The organism is Rhizobium skierniewicense (genome assembly GCF_014196515.1).
Classification (GTDB): domain Bacteria; phylum Pseudomonadota; class Alphaproteobacteria; order Rhizobiales; family Rhizobiaceae; genus Agrobacterium; species Agrobacterium skierniewicense.
In genome coordinates this window covers 58,530-79,624 of sequence record NZ_JACIDV010000002.1, presented here as the reverse complement: position 1 = coordinate 79,624, position 21,095 = coordinate 58,530, and the positions used below count along the sequence as shown (strand labels likewise).

Annotated in this window: 30 protein-coding genes; 4 read left to right on the top strand and 26 right to left on the bottom strand. The window is 56.8% G+C overall.

The features are described from left to right. Positions 1-215: 215 nt before the first annotated feature. Genes GGQ73_RS03155 through GGQ73_RS03145 form a run of 3 tightly spaced genes read left to right on the top strand, consistent with a single transcriptional unit; the run spans position 216 to position 1,539 of the window. A complete protein-coding gene (locus tag GGQ73_RS03155) occupies positions 216-416 on the top strand; it encodes a hypothetical protein (protein ID WP_412762947.1) in 201 nt (66 codons plus the stop codon). Next, positions 406-876 (top strand): hypothetical protein, encoded by a 471-nt coding sequence (locus GGQ73_RS03150; RefSeq protein ID WP_234910871.1) that lies wholly within the window; start codon positions 406-408, stop codon positions 874-876. Before GGQ73_RS03155 ends, GGQ73_RS03150 begins: the two co-directional genes overlap by 11 nt. Before the next feature lie 3 nt (positions 877-879). Continuing rightward, complete coding sequence (locus tag GGQ73_RS03145) at positions 880-1,539, top strand: SOS response-associated peptidase (protein WP_183893927.1); 660 nt, start codon at positions 880-882, stop codon at positions 1,537-1,539. Positions 1,540-1,713: 174 nt separating this feature from the next. On the opposite strand, the gene GGQ73_RS03140 is transcribed toward GGQ73_RS03145, so the two are convergent. From GGQ73_RS03140 to GGQ73_RS03075, 14 genes are all read right to left on the bottom strand, one after another. Further along, a complete protein-coding gene (locus GGQ73_RS03140; protein ID WP_234910870.1) occupies positions 1,714-1,998 on the bottom strand; it encodes a DUF982 domain-containing protein in 285 nt (94 codons plus the stop codon). A 19-nt stretch (positions 1,999-2,017) separates the two neighbouring features. Next, entirely contained in the window at positions 2,018-2,488 is a 471-nt protein-coding gene (locus tag GGQ73_RS03135; protein ID WP_183893925.1) for a hypothetical protein, read from the bottom strand. Then, the gene (locus GGQ73_RS03130; protein ID WP_113100735.1) at positions 2,485-2,766 is read right to left on the bottom strand and encodes a hypothetical protein; all 282 of its coding nucleotides are present in this window, start codon (positions 2,764-2,766) and stop codon (positions 2,485-2,487) included. Before GGQ73_RS03130 ends, GGQ73_RS03135 begins: the two co-directional genes overlap by 4 nt. 250 nt (positions 2,767-3,016) lie before the next feature. Next, entirely contained in the window at positions 3,017-3,397 is a 381-nt protein-coding gene (locus GGQ73_RS03125) for a hypothetical protein (RefSeq protein WP_183894485.1), read from the bottom strand. Continuing rightward, entirely contained in the window at positions 3,394-3,981 is a 588-nt protein-coding gene (locus tag GGQ73_RS03120) for a lysozyme (RefSeq protein ID WP_183893923.1), read from the bottom strand. Before GGQ73_RS03120 ends, GGQ73_RS03125 begins: the two co-directional genes overlap by 4 nt. Further along, a complete protein-coding gene (locus GGQ73_RS03115; protein WP_149895978.1) occupies positions 3,944-4,189 on the bottom strand; it encodes a DUF7940 domain-containing protein in 246 nt (81 codons plus the stop codon). The genes GGQ73_RS03120 and GGQ73_RS03115 overlap by 38 nt, the downstream gene beginning before the upstream one ends. A gap of 133 nt (positions 4,190-4,322) precedes the next feature. Continuing rightward, a complete protein-coding gene (locus GGQ73_RS03110) occupies positions 4,323-4,856 on the bottom strand; it encodes a hypothetical protein (RefSeq protein ID WP_183893920.1) in 534 nt (177 codons plus the stop codon). 11 nt (positions 4,857-4,867) lie between these two features. Next, the gene (locus GGQ73_RS03105; RefSeq protein WP_183893919.1) at positions 4,868-6,142 is read right to left on the bottom strand and encodes a glycine-rich domain-containing protein; all 1,275 of its coding nucleotides are present in this window, start codon (positions 6,140-6,142) and stop codon (positions 4,868-4,870) included. A gap of 12 nt (positions 6,143-6,154) precedes the next feature. Then, complete coding sequence (locus GGQ73_RS03100) at positions 6,155-9,166, bottom strand: phage tail tip fiber protein (protein WP_183893917.1); 3,012 nt, start codon at positions 9,164-9,166, stop codon at positions 6,155-6,157. Positions 9,167-9,170: 4 nt separating this feature from the next. After that, positions 9,171-9,545: a DUF6950 family protein gene (locus tag GGQ73_RS03095; protein WP_183893915.1), complete on the bottom strand. Its 375-nt coding sequence runs from the start codon at positions 9,543-9,545 to the stop codon at positions 9,171-9,173. Further along, complete coding sequence (locus GGQ73_RS03090) at positions 9,542-9,835, bottom strand: GNAT family N-acetyltransferase (protein ID WP_234910869.1); 294 nt, start codon at positions 9,833-9,835, stop codon at positions 9,542-9,544. Before GGQ73_RS03090 ends, GGQ73_RS03095 begins: the two co-directional genes overlap by 4 nt. Positions 9,836-9,980: 145 nt before the next feature. Next, positions 9,981-10,553, bottom strand: coding sequence for a hypothetical protein (locus tag GGQ73_RS03085; RefSeq protein ID WP_183893913.1), 573 nt, complete (start codon positions 10,551-10,553; stop codon positions 9,981-9,983). Beyond that, the gene (locus GGQ73_RS03080) at positions 10,553-11,164 is read right to left on the bottom strand and encodes a hypothetical protein (protein WP_183893911.1); all 612 of its coding nucleotides are present in this window, start codon (positions 11,162-11,164) and stop codon (positions 10,553-10,555) included. Before GGQ73_RS03080 ends, GGQ73_RS03085 begins: the two co-directional genes overlap by 1 nt. 23 nt (positions 11,165-11,187) lie before the next feature. Further along, the gene (locus GGQ73_RS03075) at positions 11,188-13,626 is read right to left on the bottom strand and encodes a tape measure protein (RefSeq protein WP_183893909.1); all 2,439 of its coding nucleotides are present in this window, start codon (positions 13,624-13,626) and stop codon (positions 11,188-11,190) included. Positions 13,627-13,679: 53 nt separating this feature from the next. Here GGQ73_RS03075 and GGQ73_RS03070 point away from each other — a divergent pair, with 53 nt between their 5' ends. Next, positions 13,680-14,240: a hypothetical protein gene (locus GGQ73_RS03070; RefSeq protein ID WP_183893907.1), complete on the top strand. Its 561-nt coding sequence runs from the start codon at positions 13,680-13,682 to the stop codon at positions 14,238-14,240. Here the strand turns inward: GGQ73_RS03070 and GGQ73_RS03065 are convergent. From GGQ73_RS03065 to GGQ73_RS03010, 12 genes are all read right to left on the bottom strand, one after another. Then, complete coding sequence (locus GGQ73_RS03065) at positions 14,237-14,386, bottom strand: hypothetical protein (RefSeq protein ID WP_183894483.1); 150 nt, start codon at positions 14,384-14,386, stop codon at positions 14,237-14,239. The genes GGQ73_RS03070 and GGQ73_RS03065 overlap by 4 nt on opposite strands. 29 nt (positions 14,387-14,415) lie before the next feature. Next, on the bottom strand, positions 14,416-14,796 hold the full coding sequence (locus GGQ73_RS03060) for a gene transfer agent family protein (RefSeq protein ID WP_210290028.1): 381 nt from the start codon (positions 14,794-14,796) through the stop codon (positions 14,416-14,418). Further along, the gene (locus tag GGQ73_RS03055) at positions 14,796-15,245 is read right to left on the bottom strand and encodes a phage tail tube protein (protein WP_183893905.1); all 450 of its coding nucleotides are present in this window, start codon (positions 15,243-15,245) and stop codon (positions 14,796-14,798) included. Before GGQ73_RS03055 ends, GGQ73_RS03060 begins: the two co-directional genes overlap by 1 nt. Before the next feature lie 23 nt (positions 15,246-15,268). Continuing rightward, a complete protein-coding gene (locus GGQ73_RS03050; protein WP_183893903.1) occupies positions 15,269-15,691 on the bottom strand; it encodes a DUF3168 domain-containing protein in 423 nt (140 codons plus the stop codon). Next, entirely contained in the window at positions 15,688-16,152 is a 465-nt protein-coding gene (locus GGQ73_RS03045; RefSeq protein WP_183893901.1) for an HK97 gp10 family phage protein, read from the bottom strand. The genes GGQ73_RS03050 and GGQ73_RS03045 overlap by 4 nt, the downstream gene beginning before the upstream one ends. Next, positions 16,149-16,499 (bottom strand): phage head closure protein, encoded by a 351-nt coding sequence (locus GGQ73_RS03040; RefSeq protein WP_183893899.1) that lies wholly within the window; start codon positions 16,497-16,499, stop codon positions 16,149-16,151. Before GGQ73_RS03040 ends, GGQ73_RS03045 begins: the two co-directional genes overlap by 4 nt. Beyond that, complete coding sequence (locus GGQ73_RS03035; protein WP_183893897.1) at positions 16,474-16,665, bottom strand: hypothetical protein; 192 nt, start codon at positions 16,663-16,665, stop codon at positions 16,474-16,476. Before GGQ73_RS03035 ends, GGQ73_RS03040 begins: the two co-directional genes overlap by 26 nt. A gap of 9 nt (positions 16,666-16,674) precedes the next feature. After that, positions 16,675-17,256, bottom strand: a complete 582-nt coding sequence (locus tag GGQ73_RS03030; protein WP_183893895.1) for a head-tail connector protein — start codon at positions 17,254-17,256, stop codon at positions 16,675-16,677. Positions 17,257-17,258: 2 nt separating this feature from the next. Next, positions 17,259-17,756: a hypothetical protein gene (locus GGQ73_RS03025; protein WP_183893893.1), complete on the bottom strand. Its 498-nt coding sequence runs from the start codon at positions 17,754-17,756 to the stop codon at positions 17,259-17,261. 67 nt (positions 17,757-17,823) lie between these two features. Then, complete coding sequence (locus GGQ73_RS03020; protein ID WP_234910868.1) at positions 17,824-19,128, bottom strand: phage major capsid protein; 1,305 nt, start codon at positions 19,126-19,128, stop codon at positions 17,824-17,826. 28 nt (positions 19,129-19,156) lie between these two features. Continuing rightward, positions 19,157-19,867: an HK97 family phage prohead protease gene (locus GGQ73_RS03015; RefSeq protein WP_183893891.1), complete on the bottom strand. Its 711-nt coding sequence runs from the start codon at positions 19,865-19,867 to the stop codon at positions 19,157-19,159. Then, positions 19,864-21,069 (bottom strand): phage portal protein, encoded by a 1,206-nt coding sequence (locus tag GGQ73_RS03010; RefSeq protein ID WP_183894430.1) that lies wholly within the window; start codon positions 21,067-21,069, stop codon positions 19,864-19,866. Before GGQ73_RS03010 ends, GGQ73_RS03015 begins: the two co-directional genes overlap by 4 nt. Between the last annotated feature and the right edge of the window lie 26 nt (positions 21,070-21,095).

Below are 21,095 nucleotides of genomic sequence, written 5' to 3'. Positions count from 1 at the left end.
GGTTATTTCCGCTTCAAGTGGCACTCTGTGTATCGCTCTATGTGGCACACAGCGCCTTCGACCCTCATCATGATCAGCATCAAATACCAGTTCATATCACGCAAGTCTTGACTCAAGCAGCGATGAGAACATAAATAGAACATCGCTGGCACGGGTGCGCGTGCTTTCCGAAAATACATTGCGGCATTGGGCTCTGAAATATGGAGAGTGAGAACGTGCGTCCTGAATTTGAAAAAGCCCCGGTCGATGTGGCGGATTACATTTTGCAATGCCACGAGGGGGATGCGAAAGCCGCTATCGAGGCGATGCAGGAAGAGATCGAACACCTGCAACACCAGTTGAGCTTGGCTGTGGTGGCAATGGGACGGGGCTTTACGCGGGGGTGGGTACCGAGCGAGGGGCGTGATGGCCTATGACCATCTGCCGAAGCTATCGTCTAAAAAGGACGATCTGATTTACGTCATGTGCATCGATTGCGAGCTATTGCGTAAAATGGATTATGCCGCATTGATGGAGGTCTACGGCGATGTCGAGTTGATGTCCCTCAGAGCGCCGATCGCAAAAGACATCATCAAATGCTGCAGGGAAACAGAAGGCTACAGCAACAGGTGTCGGCTCAACTATTATGAGGGACACGAGACTTATAAGATCAAGTCTGAGCCACCGCCCTCCCCCAGGCTCGAATATCTTTCCAGTTGGGAAATCGTCGTCGGCAAATGCCGCTATTGCGGACACGTTTCTAATTTGGAACGTTGGCGCGTCAGCAAGGTTACAAAGCCTGGAATGACTTTAGACGACCTGAAAAAGCTTCTTCGGTGCAAAAAGTGCAATCGCAAGGGTGATGTCGAATTGACCCTCGCCAAACTTCCGAGGTGACGCATGTGTAATCTGTACCAGGTCCGCACCAATCAGGAGGCGATGCGCGACATCGCCGGCATGATGAATGAGCGGATCAACCTTCAACCTGACATCGAGGTCTATCCGGATCGCCCTGCCCCTGTTGTGCGAAACAAGGATGGCGCACGCGATCTGGCAGAGTTGACGTGGGGCATGCCGACGCCGCCCAACATTCTTGGTGACAAACCAGACACCGGCGTCACGAACATCCGCAACGTCACATCGCCACACTGGCGCCGGTGGCTGAAGGTGGAAAACCGCTGCATCGTGCCTTGGACGCGCTTCTGCGAATGGGAGGACACAAAGCCGCGCAAGACAAAGCGGTGGTTCGTGATTGATGATAGCGAGCCCTTGGCTTTCTTCGCCGGCGTCTGGACGGATTGGACTGGCACCAGAGGCTCGATGAAAAACCCACGCCATGGGCAACACGAGTTGTTCGCCTTCCTCACCACAGACCCAAACGAAGTGGTGAAGCCAATCCACCCAAAAGCCATGCCGGTCGTGTTGACAACGAAGGAGGAAGTCGAGGTGTGGATGAGTGCGCCATGGGACGAGGCGAAAGAGCTTCAACGCCCTCTTGCCGATGACAAGCTGATTGTGGTGTCGGCGGAAGAACCCGAGCCACAAGGATCGCTGCTGTGAGCGACACAAGCGTAACCGGCGATGGCGTCCATGAGAACCACTACTGCTGTTTGCCGAACTGCAAGAAGTGGGGTGGGTTTGGTTTCGCCCGCAGCAAGGCAGAGCGGGTGCAGTGGTGGTGCTGGGAGCATTACCCACACAAGACGCCTTCACAGCCCGTCTCGCGCGGCCAAGCTAGATGAAGTCATCGTCTGGGCTGACCGATAGCCCTACTTCATGCGCCGCATCCACAAACGCCGCTCTGGCGTCTTCTGCCGTATCCTCATCGCCGCCAGTCAAGACAGCGGCACAAACCATCAGGGCTGTTACGTAGGCATCAGTTGTGCAATCTGCAGGCCATTGGTCAATCAAGCAGCGCGCCAATCCCTCTACTGTGGATAGGGTTTCGAATGACCCCCACTCGATTTTCAGCGGGGCAATGGCATGGTTTGCTTCTGCGATCATTAGAACGATGATCAATCGCAATCCGGGAGTTAAGTCAATCGGATGGGAGCGTGAGAATGCGGGCAGGCAACACGCTGAACCGGATCGGTGGCGATGTGACGACGATGGGGCCCAAGAAGTTTTGAAGCGGATTACATCGGTACTCCAATGTCACGCGGTATTCAGCAGGCCCAGGAGCCGCAGCCACGGGAACGGTGATCGACCGGCGATAAGTTTCCCTACCTGCCAGCAACTTAAGCCCTGTGGTAAACTGGGGGATGCTGTGACGTTCCTTGGCAGAATCAGTCAGCCAGCGCTTTGTGATCAGCGGGCAAATGCGGGTACGGAATACCGAGAACTCAATCTCGATAGTATCGCCCTGCTCTACCGTTGGCGCCAGCGCCTTGGCATCCTCATAAATAATCGGCGGTTCACGGTCGGCAACCCAGATGCCCAAATTTACCGAGCCCAGCCCGGCCAGCGCAAACACGCCGATGCCTACCACTTTCCAAAGGTAACGCTTCATGGTGTCGGCCCTCCTTTGAGATAACCGATTGCTTTTTGAATGTTCTCGTAGAGCATGATGGAGCCGACGAAGAGCGCAATCATGGACAGCAGCAGCCAGCGCATAAACTTTCCGACAGCCCGCATGTCCCGGACCATTCGGAAGCCCTCACGGACATCTTCGGCAGGCATCTCGATAATAGCCTCGAGCGTCTTCAATTCGTCAGGACGGAGACCGGCAAGGAAGGCTCTCGTCTTCTCTGGCAGTTCCACCATTTTCTCTGGTAGTTCTTCGCTCATTTGGTAGATCCCTGCCATGTCGCAGCCTTATGCCCATTATCATTTCGCACCGAAGCGTGTTTTCACGCCGTCATAGAACCCGGCACATCGGCCCGTCCTTGCGTCCACTGCGTCGGCAGAGAACTCCCATCGCAGCTGGGTATTCCGGGGCTTTTCGGCCCCATACTTCGGCACGACGCGCGCCATCTTCTGCCGGCACTCATCCGGCAGATCAGGCAGGTTCACGCCGGCCGCTGTTTTGCCCTGGGTGTTAGCCGCCGCAATCAGCCGCGCCTCTTTGCCGGCACAGCCAGAGACGATCTGCATCGCTCCAGCGGTAATCGCCATCATAAACATTCTGATTGTCATCTTTGATCGCCTGTTCAAGTTGGGCTTCGAGCTTCTGTTGCGTCAGCGCGTCGGCCATGGCGCGCTTCCGGTATTCTTCGACAGCCTGGGCAGCAGCATTGCGCTGTCGCTCGAGCTCAGTGATCTTCGCTTCAGCGGCTGTCTTTTCTGAAAGCAGCACGTAACCACTCAGCAGCGCGTCGTCGTGCGCGGCCAGCCAGATCCGGAAGCCGACAAAAGCAATGAGGAGAAGAATGACGGCAGAGATCACCCGCCCGATCGTGCTGGTCAGGAAGGAGCTCATAGTCCGCTCACGCAAAGCTCGGCTTCACCGATCCGCTGTGCGTCCCCCATCTCACGCCGATTGACCAGTCCCCGCACGATCTGCCCGCCGGCGCGATTGAACGCCGTCTGGGCTTCACATGCCGCGCGCCACTGCCCAGCTTCGATCCGGGCCTTGGCAGTGGATCTGCACCAGGCACCCACGCCGAAATTGTAAGATCCGGAGATCATCGAGGCGCGAACACTGATGGGGGATTTGGAAAGGTTGGGAGAGCACTGCACGATGACCTGGTAATAGTCATCATGAACACGACGAAGCAGCATATCCTTGCACTCTGCTCTCGTCTTCGTCATGCCGGGGCCAATCCCCTTGGTCTCCCCGTAGCAAATGTCCCAGATCTTGGCGAACGGGTCCCAGTGAGATTTCAGGACCAGCCCCTCCCACGGAATAATTGCTTTTTCGACGGAAACAATGACAGCGGGGTCCATCTTGCCATAGGTGGCGTAGCGATCGTAAGCAGCATAGCTGCCGGCAGCGATCCCCGCGAGCACAGTGGCGATCGCCGCTTTACCGCGCTTCGTCGGAGCGATCTTGTTTATCGGCATTAGGAATTCCTTTCTGAACGAGAAGGCGCGCCGTGAAAGCCCCGGCCACCGTAAGGCCGGAGAGTGCAGCAAAGACGCCAGGGGGGATTTCGACAAAGCCATCGATCAGCGGAAGCGCGACTTCCAGACCCGACAAGACGGCAGCAATGATCATGAGGCGGACAGACCAGGCGCGTTTCAGCACCTGCCGCCAATTCTGGACGAGCATAAAAATGTCCTCTGATGTAGGTTTAGCTCAGCACGATCGAGTGCCGTTGGGAGGCATGCGGATGCCGCTGTACGTCGCGTACAGTCGCCATGGTGGTCTCCTGATTTTGTGGTGGGGTTAGTTGCCTAACGGATTAAGGCCAGACGACTTGCGCGGCGATCTGAACCGCCTCGACCGTTTCAGAGGCATTCACCGCCTCTTTTGCTGTCTGCCGAGCGCGCTCGATAGCACTGCCGATGATGGCCCACTGCGCGTCCATAGCCAGAACCAGCAGGGCGATATCCTTGATGGCGTCGCCATCTATGCCAAGTGACGCCGCAAGCATCGGGTAATCTGCGGACTGCGGATCATTTTCAAGAACGGCCAGCTTTGCCTCATCAACCTTGCGCTGGTAGGTCATTGCCTGACCAGCGCCGGGCGTGATGTACTGACAACGTGCCGCCTCAGCATCGTCATCGATCTGGATTTTGAGATTGCGCTTTACCTCTTCAAGATCCGGAGCAGGTGTATGCGGGGGTGTGAACTGGCCGTCCGTAAAACTCCATCCTATTTGCGCATCTTGTTGCGCAATCCAAGACTTGTGATCTGGAAAATCATCCGGTACGGGACCGTCAAATATAGCTCTATCCGTTACGATACCATCTGCGACTTTCACATAAATAGTCATGCGCATAATCCTCAAGCCGTGCAATATTCGGTTATGAACACAAGACCCGGAGCACCGGGACCTCCGTTTACAGTGGCAGTTGATTGGAAGACGCCACCGGGACCTCCACCAGAGCCATACCCCTGCCCAGCTTGGCCCACTGAACCAACATTGTGCCGCCCACCCGATCCAAATCTTCCACTTCCACCTGATCCGCTGTTGACACGCGTCACAGCGCCCCCGGAGCCAACGACAGTGTTTCCACCTGTTCCCGATTGGCCGGGGACCCGCAAATCTCCGACTCCGCCTGTTCCGCCAAATGCCCCCGGGCCGGTACTGCCTGCACCAGTTGCGGCTCCACCACCGTTACCACCTATTGCCACGACCAGGCTTCCTAGAGACGTATTACCCCCATTTGCTCCGGCCAACCCTCCCGCGCCAATCGTCACAGGTTGGCTTGGTGATAAATCAGCTTTGGATTTGACGGCAATCGAGTATTCGCTAGCCCCGCCGCCCGCTCCGATTGTGAGGTCGGATGAATTACTTACACCTGCGCCACCGCCACCACCACCGCCGACAGCCTCAATAACAGCGTAAACGAGGTTTGCATCGGGTACATATGTTCCAGACGCGGTAATGAGTCGGAACTTAACAACCTGAATAGCACCAGATAGACCGAGCACCCCCTTCATGGTGCTAGTGTCGGCGCTCGCAAGAAGCTCTCTTGCCCTCGCCGTCAGATCAGTGGTCGCGTAGGTGTTGGCCGCATCCTGATAGGGCAGCTTGTTTGCAGCCCCACCTAGAGCCAACAGCGACCGAGCCAAGGCAGGGAAGTCAACAAGAGAATACCCATTTGCGCCATTCATGTAAGGAAGCTTGTTTGCTGCTCCAGTGAGGCCTAATAGCGACCGTGCCGAAGCCGGGAAGTCCGCCAAGGCACCAACCGCGTTAGTTCCGAAGTAAGGCAGCTTGTTCGCGGCGGGCGTGAGAGCAGCCAGAGCGGCGAGCGTCGGCTTGTCTAGGCGCGCAAGGTACTCGGCCAGGGTGACTGTGTTTTCGATGCTCTGCTGGCCAATGCTGGTGTCGTAGGTCAGCCAATAGGACTTGCCGCTGGCAGACGGTCCCGGCCACCCGACGGCGAGAGTAAGCTCGGTATCGCTGACGACGGTTGCCACTGGCGCAGATAGACCATCGACGCCGAGAATATACGGCACGATGCCGCCGGTCAGCCATCCCGTGCCATTCCCGGTCACGGTGGTGCTGCCAGCGGTCACGGATACCGTGCCCGTTGTGTAGGGTGTGGTCATGTTGGGTTTGCCTTAATTGTTGCGGAAAGCCATCGCGGATAGGACCATTGCAGTCCAGTTAATTGCGCTCTCTGATGGAAGCCTCAGTCGCAGGACCGTAGACGCTCTATTGGGGACTGTGAATGTTCTGAAAGCGGTGTAGTCTCTGAATGCATCGCCTGCGACCGCCGTGTTCGCATTTGATGTGTAGATGTTCGTTGACCCACCCCCCGTGACGTCATCAATAAGATGCGGACCGACAAGCACTGTCTGAGCTTGGTTCGCCTTGCCCGTCGCAGTGTATTCGACTCTGATCAAAATTGGGTTGCTTGGATTTGCACGAACACCATGATCAACAGTCAACGATATTTCCGCATAGCCCGGCGCATTATTGCTCGAGGTTGATGCTGACCTTATTCTGATCACTGAACCGGGAACTATTTGTTCGTCGCCAATGAAAAGGCTTATGATCTGCGCTTGGCTAACCTGAAGGTTTGGTATCTTTACGATGCCGTTCTCGATGGCGAAAACGGCTATGCTTTGGTCCCCGTTGATGACGACGAACTTGTCCGCGAGGAAGCCAACTTCGGATTTCAGGACACCATTTACGGTTCTCAGCTGAATGTACATTCCGCTTTCGACAAACCCTGAACCAGTATTTCCCCGAAGAAGAACAGCGAACCGAGCAGATACACCCGCAGGGGTGGCCGTAGCCTGAAACATCACCAGACCATCGGCAAACATGCCATTGAACGTGGCAGATACACCGATGATCTGTTGAGAAATAGCGCCGTCCGCATTGACGCGAGCCGTTGCCTCCGTCCCGATCGCCGCTGTGTTTTGGCCCACCGTTGCATTGAGCGAAGTGAGTTGGGTTGTAAACGCACTATCCGCCGTCGCCCTCACTTGCTGCTCTTCGATCAGCTTTGCCGAGGTGTCACCAACCACCGCCGAAAGCGTCGTTACCCGCTGGGCAACCGCCTCTGTCTCGGTGGCAGCAACTGTTCGGACGGTCTCAATCTCGGCATAGGTCCCTCCGACTTCGGCGCGCATGGTGTCGCGCTGGATCTGGGATAGTGCCGCCTCAAGAGAAACCGCCTGCCCGATCTGCTCGATACGGTTCAATAACTCCTGTCGCGCGCCCCCGATAAGAGCGATGGTGTCCCGGACATCCTGCCCGAGGTTTTCCAGATTGGTGATGAGATCGCCACCGGCCTGAAGCGTGCGAAAGTTCGTAATGCCAGACGCAGATACGGCGCGGCCATTATCGACCATCAAGGTCGTGCGAACCTGCCAGTCGGTTTCAGATGTCAGGCCTTCAACGATTTGGACAACACTGATGTCGGCGGTCACAGCCTTTGTGAAAACCTGAGTTGGGTTGGCGACAGGCCAATACTCAATCAGGACGCCGGAAACACTGATGTCTTCGATCTGGTCCCATGTCAGTCGAACGCCGGGGAGCTTACCGCCACCTTCTGCCTGCACGATATTGGGCGTGGCCGCAAAGTTCTGCACCTCGGCCAGATACTGCGGAGGCGGCACAACGATGATGACAGGCGGGTTGGTCGCATAAGCGGTCGGGTCAAACACGCCGTTGCTGATTTCCTGCAAGGCGACTGTGATATCCCGAACGCCATCGCTGTTGTGGGGTCCAAGCGTGCGCGTCAGCACCTGATACGTGCGCGTGCCATGTTTGGCGCTTGCCCACGTGATCCACCGGCCTTCCTTCACCACGTCCAGAAAACGCGGGTGAATGGTGATTTCAGCCGACGCCTGGAACCGAGCGCCACGGATGGCGATGTCAGCCAGACGGTCCACCTGCTTGACGTTCGTCACCGCGCCATAGGGAATGGCGCTGGCAAGCGTTTCGCGGTCTTCGGCTAGTGCTGACTGGTCAATACGTGTTGCCGCGTCCTTGGTCTCGTAGAAGTCGTCCGGCGAGACATACGAGGCTGCCACGGTGTTGATCAGATCCGTCCGCTTGCGCTTCACTGTGAACCGCTTTGGAGCGCCAATCTTGATATCGTCGTCTGTAATTGTTGCGACGACTGCCTGCGGTGCGCCTGCAATCGGGAACTCGCCATCAACACGCTCAACCCAGGAAGCACATGCGGCCATGAGCAAAGGCTGGAGGTTGGAATCGTGGTTCGCGCCGGGACCATCCTTGGCGATCATGTGCGAGCGATAGCGGTAATCGCCGTCTATGATTTCGTCAGCAATGTTGGCAGCCTGCGTCCACTCGGACAATGGCAGGCGAGAAGCGCGAACGCCCTTGCCGACCATAAGCTGGTTTCCATTGTAGAAACCACGCTCCAGATTGTAGGCCTGTACGAATGGATTGTCGCTGTATTCCCATGTGGACTGGTCATTCCAGCGATGCGGGCCGAAGCCACCGACAGAACTATCCTTGCGCCAATCGTAGAGCGGGGCGCCCTTGACCTCGAACAGAAGCTGGGCAGGAGCGGCAAGGCCGTTGCCTTGGCGCCGAAGGCCGGAATACACAACGGCATAGGCAACGCCAGCACCACGGTGCGCCGCCGTCCACCGGCCGGCAGGACGCGAATTGGCGATAAACGTCGGCTCTGCCTGCTGGTCCATTGAGCCGAAGTAAAACTTCACCCTCACATCGTCGTGGTTGTCGCCGCTCGTGCCTTCGTTCGGGACCAGCCAGAAACCTTCGGCGTTTTGTTCAGTCAGCGTGCGCCACTTACCGTTATAGCGAACGCGTGGAACGCCTGTGATGCGAAAGCTGGCGAGCTCGTAAACGTCCTGGAAGTTACGGCCGCCAGAACCGAAGTTGTTGCGATAGACATGCCGACCAGTAAGGCCACACGTGCCGAGAACGACGGTGCGTGGATTATTGGCGCCATACTCGGTCTGGAGCTGGGCAGAGGTGCTTGGCACTTTCTGCGCGAAAATCTTGTTGATGCCAAACGATGCGGCAACAGCGAAAGCGCTTTGCGCCAAGCCGGCAAGAATGGGGTAAGCAGCCGCCCACGCGGATATTGCCGTAACCGCGGCGGTAATAAACGAGATGAATGCCATTGAGCTATGCGCCTATCTTGTAAGCCTGCTCGATATCGGTGATCGAGAAAATCGAGACGCCATGAGGCATCCGCACGACAAAGCCTGCGCTGGACACGACGCCAGCGAGATAACGGCCTTCGAAGAAAAACACTCCCACGTCGCCGCGACGGGCAGCGAACCGGTTGACCGGTTCAAGTTTCAGGCTTTCAAGAAACTCTTTCCCATCCCTGCCTTTCGGCTTCACGGCAATGGAAAGCATGGCCTTGATGGCATCGCAGACAGCCGCTACGTCGCACAGTACGACGTCTGTCGGGAGACAGCTCGACATGAGGGACACAGCGTCCTCAAGGCGCCGATCCCACCCGTCTTTGCGGATAGCCTTTGCAAGCTTCTTCATTCGCTCACCAGCGCTTTCATGAAATGAGTTTCCACCGGCGCGTAACCACGGCGGGCGTAGATCCGAGACACATCGTTGATGGCGAGTGACGCCATGCAAACCACGGCACAGCCCTGCTCTTTCGCCCACGCCTCATAGGCGTCCAGCATCGTGAGAGAACCGCGCCCGCGAGCATGCTCAGCGATGAACCAGACCGTTTCGTTTGCGCACAGGCCAGCGCCAAAGGGATGATCGAACACGCCAGCCATCAGTATGCCCGACACGCCAATATCGCCATCCAGAACCAGCACGCATGACCTTGAGCTTTGCATGTGCTGGACGAACAGCGCGTGCGCCCGTGCCGGGTCGAAAGGAAACGACCATCTTGCCGCGGCGTGGCTTTTCCTCAGTAAGTCGACAACTGCGCCAGCATCAGAGTTTCGTGCTGGCCTCACATCACTTCGGGCTGAACTCGAAATTGAAGAACTCATTTTTCAGCCTCGCAGCGTGTTCGAAGAACATGTCGCCAGCCGAGACCAGTTGCTGGTCTTCGTGGCTGGCGTATCGGTAGCCTTCGCGGAAGTTGTCGATCGCTTCGGTTTCGATGTTGGCCTCAAGCCAGGCATCGCCGTTCTCTTCGCGGTGATCGATCGTATCGACGTAGCCGTAGAAGGTCGGCTCGGCGTGCAGGAAAGCGTTGTTGTCGGGATCGAAATAGAAGTCGTACAGCGTGACTGGACGGCCCTTGTATTCTTCGTTTTCGATCAGAAGCAGCTTGTCCGGCGTCAGGCCGAAATCGGATCGTGCGGGCAGCCGCATCGTGACCGGATTTGCCGTGGTGCCGAGCGCGAAAGCAGGCTCATCAATCTCGATGATCGAATTGCCCTTGTAGGTCAGCCCGTTGTAATCGAGCGTACCTTTACCTGAGAAGAACCCGTATGTGCCGGTTCCAAACTCAAACTTGACGCCAGACCCGATCTTCACCCTGCCCTCATTGAGCAGCTGCTGCAGTCGTGTTGGGAAAGCCATTAGCGCGGCACCTCGATCAGCGTGAAAGTTGCCGTCGGGCGGAAGTCGTCAGGGCAGTCGTAACTGTCCGGCACCAGGCGCATATTCATGACTGGGTTCTTGAAGACGACAGTCGCGCCAGCAGTGACGTAGGACGGCAGGAACGGCTCGGCCTTAATGGTTATTGCTCCACCAGTTGCGGTGGTGTCCTGCACCACGCGAACGATGGTGTTGTAGTCGCCCTGACTGAATCCGATCAGGTCGCCCTCCATCAGCTTCAGACCATTGGTGACGCTGGACACCGTTAGCTGATTGCCGGAGATTGCCGACAACACACCGGTATCGAGAATGGCTGGCGCGGTCGGGTTGCCCCAATAGGCTTGCGGCAGACACACATGCTTCGGCGTATAGAGCACTGTCACCATGCCATCGCGGCAGCGCGAAATGAATGCCTCAAGCTTCTGCCGGTCGGCATTGCTCAAGGCCACCACCCGCATAGACACCTGCCAGAACGGATCGCTGGTTTCCATGAAGGAAATGGCCCGCTTGCCGTATCTCGACACGCTGGTTGAGCGCATGAGTTTAGGATAGGTCGGCCCGTATCTCAGGCCGACCGGTAATGTTTCTGCCATGTGGTGTGGGCCTCACGAATCTATCAGAGTGACGATGATCGTCTTCCAGCTTCACGAACTGACTTGACTGCTATGCCTGGGAATTGAGCCCTGTCCTTCGCCATCTGAGCGCGAAGCTCCGCGATCTCCGGCCCGCTTCCCTGCACATTGTAGACAGGGGCGAAGCTGACTTGAACCGGTTGTTGCCCCTGTGGCTTTATGCTCGGCAACGAAGGCACCGAAACCCCGACCGCGCCGCCGTTGGCGTAGCCTTTCAGACCGCGCCGCATGGCTTCCATGGCGGCAGGACCGCCAGCAGCAGCAACCGCTGCCTTGTCGAAGACATACTCGCCCTTATGCACGACGCCGGCAGGCTGGTATTTGCCACCGTCGCCGGTGTAGCCTCCGTCTGAGAATGGTCGTGGGGTTGGTACCGGACCAGTCGTGGGCAGAGATGCGAATCCGCCGCCTCCGAATAGGCTAAACAGTCCGCTCAGAAATCCACCACCAGAGCCGGCATTATTGACCTTGAAGATGCTGTTCAGCACATCGTTCAACAGCGTGTCCGCGATCTTTTTCAGGCTGTCCTTAAGTAGGTCAGCCGCGCTCGCGCCTTCAATGAAACCATCGATCAGACCTCGCGTCACGTCTTTCGCTGTCGCCATCGCCTCTTCGGCTCGCTGACGAATTTCGTCCTGCTTTTCGGCAAGCTTTTCGGAGGCAACAACGGCGTTGGCATATCCAGATGCCAAGCTTTCGATGCTGGCGGTTAGTTCTGGCGTGATCTTGATGCCAGCCTCTTGGGCTGCGGTCAGCAAGTCCTGCTTGGCGCGCGCAAATTCAACCGCAAAACCGTATTCGTTGAGCAGCGGATTGAGGCCAGCCTGCGCCGCCGTCTCGGCCTTAAGGGCGTCGGTTCGCTTCGTGATCTGCTCGATCTCGCGCTGGTACTCGTTCTCGCGGGTCTTCTTTTTCTTGTCTGCTGGCGCAGCGCCCGACCCCTTACCGAATCCCGATGGCGATTTGCCCAGACCCTTATCGACCTGATCCAACTGCATCTGCAGAGCGGTGGCCGCATTTGCCGTTCGGACGACGGCCTTTTCAGCCTCGTTTGCAGCATATTCGAAAGGTTCAAACTTTGCCTCGACGCCGAGCATCCTCGAATATCTTGTGAATGCTATAGCTCTGTCCGTCGCTGCATCTGCATAATAAGACGCTGCGGCAGCCTCGGCCTTCGCCACCTCCAACTGCATCGCAATCTGGTTGCGAAGCGCTCTAGTGTACCCCTCAGACGAGGCTTTCGCCGCATCGAGCGCCGTAGCGTTGGTTTTGATCGCAGCCTCTGTGGCAATGGAAGCCCGCTCCGCCGAAGATAGACCGTCACCATATAGATAGATTGCGGCAGCTGCTGCGCCTGCTATGACGCCTATAGGGCCGAGGGCTGCAACAAGACTGCCCGTCACAAGCGCGCCCGTGCGGACGGCAGTGATGAATGCACCAAGTGCCACGACCGCATTGCCGAGGCCAGCGACAACAGCGACTAGAGCGCGTCCTGTCAACGCGCCGACGAGGATGGTAACAAACTCAATGACGACATTGCCGACCTCTTTGAAGTTATCAGCAAGGTAATTCAGCGCCTCGACAAGCTTGCCTGTCGCGCCAGCAGACGAATCTGCATTGCCGATATACGCAGTAAATTCGTTATTGATGCGCGTCATCGCATCTGAGATCGTGGAGTTCGTCGCTTTGAACTGTGCCTCAATCGGCTTTTGTGCATTCAGGATAGCTTTGAACACGCGTTCCGATGTGAGCTTCCCTTCAGCGCCGAGGTCTTTCAGTCCTGCGATTGTAACCTTGAATTCGTCGGCAATAGCCTGAGCCAAGATCGGCGCGTTCTCTCGCAAGGACCGGAGTTCATCGCCCTGGAGAACCCCAGAGCCCAGCGCCTGACCCAATTGCAGAATGCCTGCCGCTTGCTCTGATGCAGAAGCGCCGCCCGCCTTGAATGCCTTAGAGACAATGTCGGTTGCTGTGGCGATTTCCTGCTCCGACTGCGCCACACCTGATGCGGATCGGATCAATCTCGCATACAGGTCAACATAGTCACCGAACGCGGTTCTTGCCCCGTTCGCCCCATCTTTCAGTTGGTTCAGCGAGCGCGCCTGCACACTAGCCGACGCAGCAGCTGCGCCGATCTTGTTGCCTGCCTCAGTCCAGGCATCGGCATACTTGACGATTTCACTGACACCCAGCGCAGTACCAGCCAACGCGACAGTCGATCTCAGAGCGCTATCCAACGAAGACGAGATGCGGCTACCCATTCCGGCAAACGACTTTTCTACCTTGGAATTCATAGCGCCAAAACGTCGCTCAATCTCATTGGCCCGCTTCTGTGTGGTTCCGATCGCCTTGTTCATGGCGCGCTCGTATCCCTTAACGTCAGCCGAAAGCTGAACGACAAGGCGCTCTAGATCTGTTGCCATAGTTTCGAGATTCCTGTTATTCCATCATCAACCAGCGGTTGGAGGGAATTACTATGTTTTCGAAGATGATGATTTTTGTCTTTTGCGGCGCAACTCTATGCGGATGCCAATCAGACTACGACCGCACGGTAGAAGACATTAAGACGCGGCAATTTCAAAGCGAGATGGCCAAGCTGAACTCTGTCTCGACCGCTGAAATGGAAACCTCAGAAGCCAGAGGAACAAAAACCTGTCACGTTAAGCAGTACACAAGCGCGCATTTGGCAAAGAAGCGGATCGATCCCGCCACACAGAAAGTGAGCTCCTACGGCACAGATATGAGCGATGTTTTTGTGAGAATCTACAAGGATGGATCGGCTGGCATTGCCGTGACCGAAGATACATACCCTGGGACGAATGCTTATTTCCTCATAGAGGGGAAACGCTATGTGGCCGACGGCGATAACTACGCCTCGCTTGATCGCAAGGCTATCGACGCTCTGAAGAAAGACCCCGTCATCAAATTCTCTTGGACGAACTGGCCATATCGCAACGAAGTCGACAAAGACGACGTCATAGCCGGTTTTTCAAAGAGCTATCAGCAGTGCGTCGATTTTCTCAATGGGAAATCTTAAGCCTGCACAAAGTCCCAAAGCTCATCAACTTCTTTGGCCGTCAGGCTGCCGTCATCTGGTGAGTTGGCTTCGACATATCCGTCGACCATCGCCATGAACTGCCACACAGACATCTCGTTGACCTGCTGCGGTGTGAAGCCGATCACAGCGCCGGTCCCGTAGAGCGCAGCAAATCTCAGCTTTCCGTTTGGGAGTTCGTCAAGCTGCTTTCCGTTTGACTTGCTGCGTCGTCCTCCCCCACCTTCTCCTCCGGCGCACCCATCAGGGATGCCGAGAGAATGACCTGGGCAGGAATGAGGTTTTCCATAGGTGGATGGTCTTCAACATAGGCCCGAACGAGTTTCAACGCAGCAGCTGGCTGCAATCCAGCGCCGATCAGTCCGAGGCGTATAATGTTGGTGATATCCTCAATGCGCCAAGAGCCACTGTGCAGACGCTGCAGGACCACATACGGCCCCGCATCGCATTTCTCTTGAAGCTCTGCCAGCTGCCCCCAAGCAAGGCGGAACGAATACGTCCCGTCTGCCCAATCGAACTCGATACGTCCGTCCCGCATTATGGCGTGACCGGCGTCGTGACGCGGACCATCTCGCCATCGCTCTGAAGCGATACGTTGTTGGTTGCGCGCTGACCGTTGTTAGCGCCGACTTCCATGCTTTCGATATGCATGCGACCGGTCCAAGTGATCGTCTTCGCCGGAAACTCCCACTCGACCTTAACCGGAATGCTTTCGATGCTTTCAACGCCTTCCAGCCATGCATCAACGCTTTCAGAGGCGAGAACGCCTTCCCCAGAAATCGCCATGGATAGAGAAGTGGCATCACGCCCTACCCAATCGACCTTATCAGGATCTTCGCAGTCAGGAACGTTCACCTCTTCCAATGCCTTGGTGATCGTGATCGAACGTTGCGTGAAACCGCATGGCGCGGAATAGACGATGGGTTCAGCATCGTTGCCGAGGAGCACACGAATCTTGCCCCCCTTGATGGTGGTTGCCTGAGCCATTGCGGCCTCCTGTGTTGGCGGGTTTAGTGGTGTTCGATGCCAGCACGGAATGTGCTGACAATCTGGGTGGTCAAGCCGTCTGGTGCGCGCAGATCGCGCCGCCCGTCGAACTCGAAGTAGACAAGGGCGTTGTCGGCCAGAGGCAGGCTCTGATCGTCCAGCGCTCTCTTGATGGCCTTTGCGATCTTACGGCCTTCCATGAAGCCGGGATCACGGGACCAGGCATCTAACGGGATTATGAGCTCGGACGCTTCGATGCACTCAGCGTCTTCCGGCAAGTCCTGCACCGGCCCGAACGAGATGTAAGGGAAAGTGGCAGTAATCTTGCCGTCTTGCGTCGGCACGCGGTCATAGATGCGGTTGCCGACCAGAGCGACAATATCAGCGCTGGCTTTGAGCGCGTTGACGATCGCCACCTGTAATTCGTGTGCTGCATCTTGCGTCATGATCCGGCTGCCACTTTCTTAGCTGCGTCTCTGGTTGCCTTGGACACCGCACGAACAGCGCGACGCTTGTTGGCGCGCCACGACACATAGAAGAATGGTTGAGCGGTGGTGCCGGGGTGGATAGAGCCCGCGAAAAGCCCACCATTTTCATGGCGCGCCGTGCCGAACTCGACCCAACGGGCGTAGTATGCTTCGCTGTTGCCGGCATAGATCGTGAGCGTCAGACCATCCGCGCCGGTGGATTTCACCGAAGCCAAGGTGATCGAGCCCTTTGGAGCTTTACCCCACGTCCAACCGATGCTGTCCCGCAGCCTTCCATCATCGACAGCCACAAGGTTTTTCATCATCGTGACGATCTCTTCAGCGGTATTTTCCATCTGCTGACGGATCATCTGCTTTGCGACCTGTGGCAGCTTCGCCAGCTTGCGCTTCAGGCGATCGAGGTTCTGGATTTTCGTCATCCGGTTGCCACGCCACTCTGACAGAGGAAGTCCAGCCAGTGCCTGTCGTCAGTCGGGGTGATATCCCGAATGTTGTATTCGACGCCGGTGCGAACGTTCCTCACTCGCCAATCCGTATTGATCTGCCGCGTCTCCGGGGAAGAGCGAACAAATATGACCTGCGTATGCTGGCCTTGAAGGCGGTCAGCCAAGACGCTTTCGCCGCCGCGCAAATGAACAAACCCGGCTCTGACCTTGAATTTCTCAATCCACTGCCCCACGGTCACGCCATCGCCTCGGTCAATTCCTTCGCGCTGGTCAAAAGCAACGCTATGGAAGAGATCACCCGCTGATCTGGGTTTCGCCATCGCGCTGCGCCTCCGCGTCTTTACCGGCCCATTCAGCCTTGCCAGCGTCAATCGCCTGCTCTGCGCACTCTCGCTTCACAGTGCCTTCCCATCCTGCCAAGTAGGCCGTTGTGGATTGACTGGTGGGCTTGTAGTCAAAGTCTTGAGTGAATTTCACACGGGCCATAGCCGCCTCCTATATCGAGATCCTGCGCCATTTGGAGATGAGCGCGTCTTCCATCGTTTTCAGCGGCATGCTGGCATCCGTCGCGCCCTGCTCGTAGCCAATCTGAACGCGGGCTATAATCGCAGTCCAAAGATCCCGTGGGATGGTCGACTTGCCGTCAACGACTGGCCAACCCGCCTTATATGTGATGGACACAGCGCCGCTTTCAGCCAATCCCGAGGGGCGGGCAAAAGCATTCGCGAGCCGGACACAGGTTCGACCGCCGGCATCTGTTTCAAGAGTGTAACTAACTGGTGAAACCAGTGAGGGATTGCCGGCCGCGTCAATCCAGGAGACTTCCGAAACTGATCGGACAGGCCCGAGCGGCAGGAACATATGCTGGGCGAAACAATCAAAGCGTTGCCGCCACTCCTGCTCAACAAGGCAAATACCAAGTATGCCCGTCCAGCCCTCATAATGATCAACCGCACCCTGGACTAGATTCTCAAGCGTGGAATCATCATCGGAACTGTCGATCCGGAGCGCCTTCTTCACGTCTTCAACCGAAACCGGAAGAATGGCAGGCGCTGTCAAAAGGACTGGACGATGCATATTTATTCAGCCTTGTTTTTGAGCGGCTTCTCAGCCTTGTTTGCGAGCTCGGCCTCCGCCTTTTTCGCGGCAAGATCGGCATTGATCTTGGTGATTTCAGCCGTTGCAGCATCGCGAGCCGCTGAAACTTCACCGTTGATCCTGAGAATTTCGTTTTCGGCGGTGGTTCGAGCCTTGGTCAAGTCATCCTCCAGCGCCAGAATGGCGTCGCTGTTCTTGTTGCGAGCGTCGTTCAGGCGCGTTTCTTCATCAGCGAGCAGTTGATCGACCTCAATCCGTCGCTCGTCGAGGCTAGCGTCAATCTGTGCCAGCACGTTGCTCATACCGGCCTCATGCAAATCCGCGCTTTTGAAGCGTTCCGGATCATGATCGGCAAGAACACCCAATCCGACCAGGACGGCTGCGTCCGTCGGGGAAAGCTCGCGGGTATCGCCGGTTTTATAGAAACGGTCGCCTTCATGCTCCCGCATCACGTCGTATGTCTGGACATTGTTCGTCATCACACTCTCCTTCGGTTCATGAAGAGGGTGGACTAGCCACCCTCCGGTATGAGCCGAGCTTGACGCCTCAAGGTGCGGCGTTGACGTTTCCGTAGATGAAGGCCTCTGGACGATAGACTGCCAGTGCCAGTCGCTCTTCGCCAAGGATCGTGACCTTGTTGCGCACGAAGTCGTCACCCTGGAAACCAACCTCGATGCGGCTGGTCCACTGGTCGAAGATCTGGGCACCAAGCCGGAATGCTCCCGTGAGGAACTTCCCAACCGCAATCGACTGCGTGGCGACGACTGGCAGACCCCAGAGCGTTGGACGGACCGATCCTTGCGGATTGCCGATGATGTAGCGCCCTTCGCTGTCCTTCAGTGTTTCGATCGCAGCCCAGTCAATATCGTTCAAAACATGACCAGTAGCCGGGAACTCAGCAAGAGCCGCCTGCAGCTGGGCAATCCGGAGACGGTCGATCGATGTCACGGGTGTTGGAGCAACGTAGCCAGCCGGAATGGCGAACGCGGTTGCCTGGGGAATGATGCCCAGCAGGTTTTCCCCGATACCATCACCATTCAGAAGCTGCGCCTCTTCCTTCAGCGCCAGACCGTAGATCAAACGACCGTCGATCATGGAGCGGATCTGCGGGAAGTCGGACAGGATCTGCTTCGATGCACGGAACCAGTGAGCGATAACGCTGGTCGAAACATTCTTGTCTGTAAGCTTGATGTCAGACTGAGGCTTGAGGCCACCTTCCGCCACCATGGCAGCATTGTTGCTGAAGCCGGTTTCCTGAACATAAAGAATGTTCGGGCTGTCAGTGCTGCCAGGCGTGATCAGATCGCGCACAGTCAGACGGCGCTGCGGAAGCTCCAGGACGCCCGCAAGCCGGTTCGGCGCGATGCCTGCACCAGCCGAACCAGCAGCATCGGTCGTGGCCGTCGTCATATCAGCTTTGACCGACATATTCGCCGATGCACCGCTTTTTGGAGACGAAGCAAGCGACTTCAGTTCTTCAGTTTCGATGAACTGCTGACCGTAGCTCTTTTCACCAGCGCGACTGCCGGTGTCGTTCCGGGCGAGCTTCTGCTCCATCTCGGAAACCTGCTCAGTGAGCGCGTTCATTTTGACGAGAGCTTCGTCGGCTTTTTCCTTGATGGATTTGCCGAGATCCTCGCCAGCCTTCGCCTTGCCAAGAGCTTCCTCGGCAATCGCCTTCACATCATCAACGGCCTTCTGGTGATGGGCCTTGATTTCGTTGGCGAGCTGCGTTGTTTCATGATCGGGAGCGCGCATAAACCGCCCGGCAGCCCGCTCCATTGGTGTCATTGCGCCGAGCACAGATGCGCTCGACAATGCCGCAAAAACGGCAAGCCTACGTCCCGACATGGGATTCTCCTGATTGAATGGATTGAGGTTAGCCCCTGAGCGTTCGCAAAAACGCCAGTGTTTTATCCGCTTCGGCAGGTTCCCCCTGCCCCTTCAGATGGACGCGCGCGGCACGCTCCGCCTGCGAATTCGAAAAGCCCAATCCCTTGAGCCAAGTTTCGAACTCACGCTCTGTCAGCCGGTCCCCGGCTTTCAGTTTGTCTGATAGTTGATGCGCGGCCTTGAGAGCCTTGACGCTCCCGATCGTCGCATTGTCATTTGCGCCGATAGAAACGATGGACACTTCCTTGAGCTCGATCTTTTCGAGCGTCCAGACGCCGGTATCTGCATCGACCGAATGCTGTTTAATCCGATAGCCGATCGACAGACCGTCGATATCGCCTGCCTTGAGCAGCTCGTAAGCCTCGCGTGCACGCTGGACACCCATGTTGAGCTTGCCTTTCAACAGCAAACCCTTGGCGTCCTCAGATGCCTCAAGCCATTTCCCGATCGGCTGGCTGGCATCATGCTGCCAGAACATCTTCGGCATGGTGCCGGCCGCGCGATGCGCTGCTAACGAATCTGAATATGCACCAGGTGCGATGACATCCCCGTAACTGTCCGGTTCGCCGCCGAAGGTCGATCCATATCCCTCGAATTCGCCGGTGTCCTTCAGGGCCTTGATGTCGAGGCACGGCAAAGCCTGCGTAAGAGAAAGCGCTGCGCTGGACTTGTGCAGGATGGTGTTGTTCAGCTTCATTGCGATTGCTCCCGCTCCTGGGCGATTAACTGTCGCACCGCATCCTCGTCGATCTCGGTGATTGGTCGGTTCTGCATTTGCATACGTGGCACATCGCCGCCTTCAACAGGCGGCAGGTTTTCGAGCTCGCGGACCTCATTGATGGTCATTGCGCCGATAGATGTCATCTGCTGGTAGAACCGCGCGCGACCGGCAGTATCCCCACGCAACAGGCCTTCGAGGTTAAACTCGACGCTCACGCCAGCAGCCCTGTCGGCTGGAGTGAGGAGCTGCTTTTCTATCGCTTGCTCGATCCGCTTCAGGCGGCGACGCAAGGTGAATTTCTGGAAGCCGAGTGTCTGTTGCTCCAGACCCGAGCCCCAGCTCGTCGTTTTCTCGGTATGACCAATCATGAATGGCGGCACCCCGAAGAACCTGCATATTTCCTCAACCGAGAAGCCACGAGACTCAAGCATCTGAGCATCATCGGGAGCGATGGTGAGCTGCTCCCACTTCGTCCCACCCTCAAGGATCATCGGCTTGCCAGTGTCCGCAGCAGACTGAAACTTGTCGGCCATCTTGCTTTCGGCAAGTTGCCGCTGCTCTGGAGACAGCCATTTCTCGAACGTCAGAACACCTGACGGTCGCAAACCGTTTCTAAACGTAGCGCCGGCCGATTTGTCGATCGCGCGCGCCAAGCTGAATGTGTGGCGACCAACGTTCAAGGTAGACATTCCACCCAGAGGATTTCCACCAAACCCGCGAATATGCAGCATCGTCTTGTCGGTTTCGATGTAATGGCGACCCTCGTAGGACCAACGATACTCAAGTGTGCCGTTTTGCAAACGTTTCACACCGACGAGACCGGGATTAACAGGGGTCAGCGCAAGAACGCCACGGCTCCCGCGCTCGATCCGGGCGTAGGCGTTGCCTCTCAGCTCAAGCGACGCGGAGATGAATTCCCAGAAATCAACCGCCGTCTGGTCAAAGTTGGGACTGTCATGCAGCAGCCGGTACAGAGGATGATCGCGGTAAATTTCGCGATTTCCCTTACTATCCCGCCGGTAAACCATGAGCGGAAGGCTCGCGATCGTGCCGGAAAGCAGGTTTACGCAGGCCCAGGCGGCGGAAAGGGACAACACGCTGGAATCTGAAACATGCTCGCCAGCGTCGCCAACATTTCCATGCCAGCCATTTGTATTCTCGATCGACAGCATCCGCATTACAGATGTTGCCGCCTTGAAGGCAA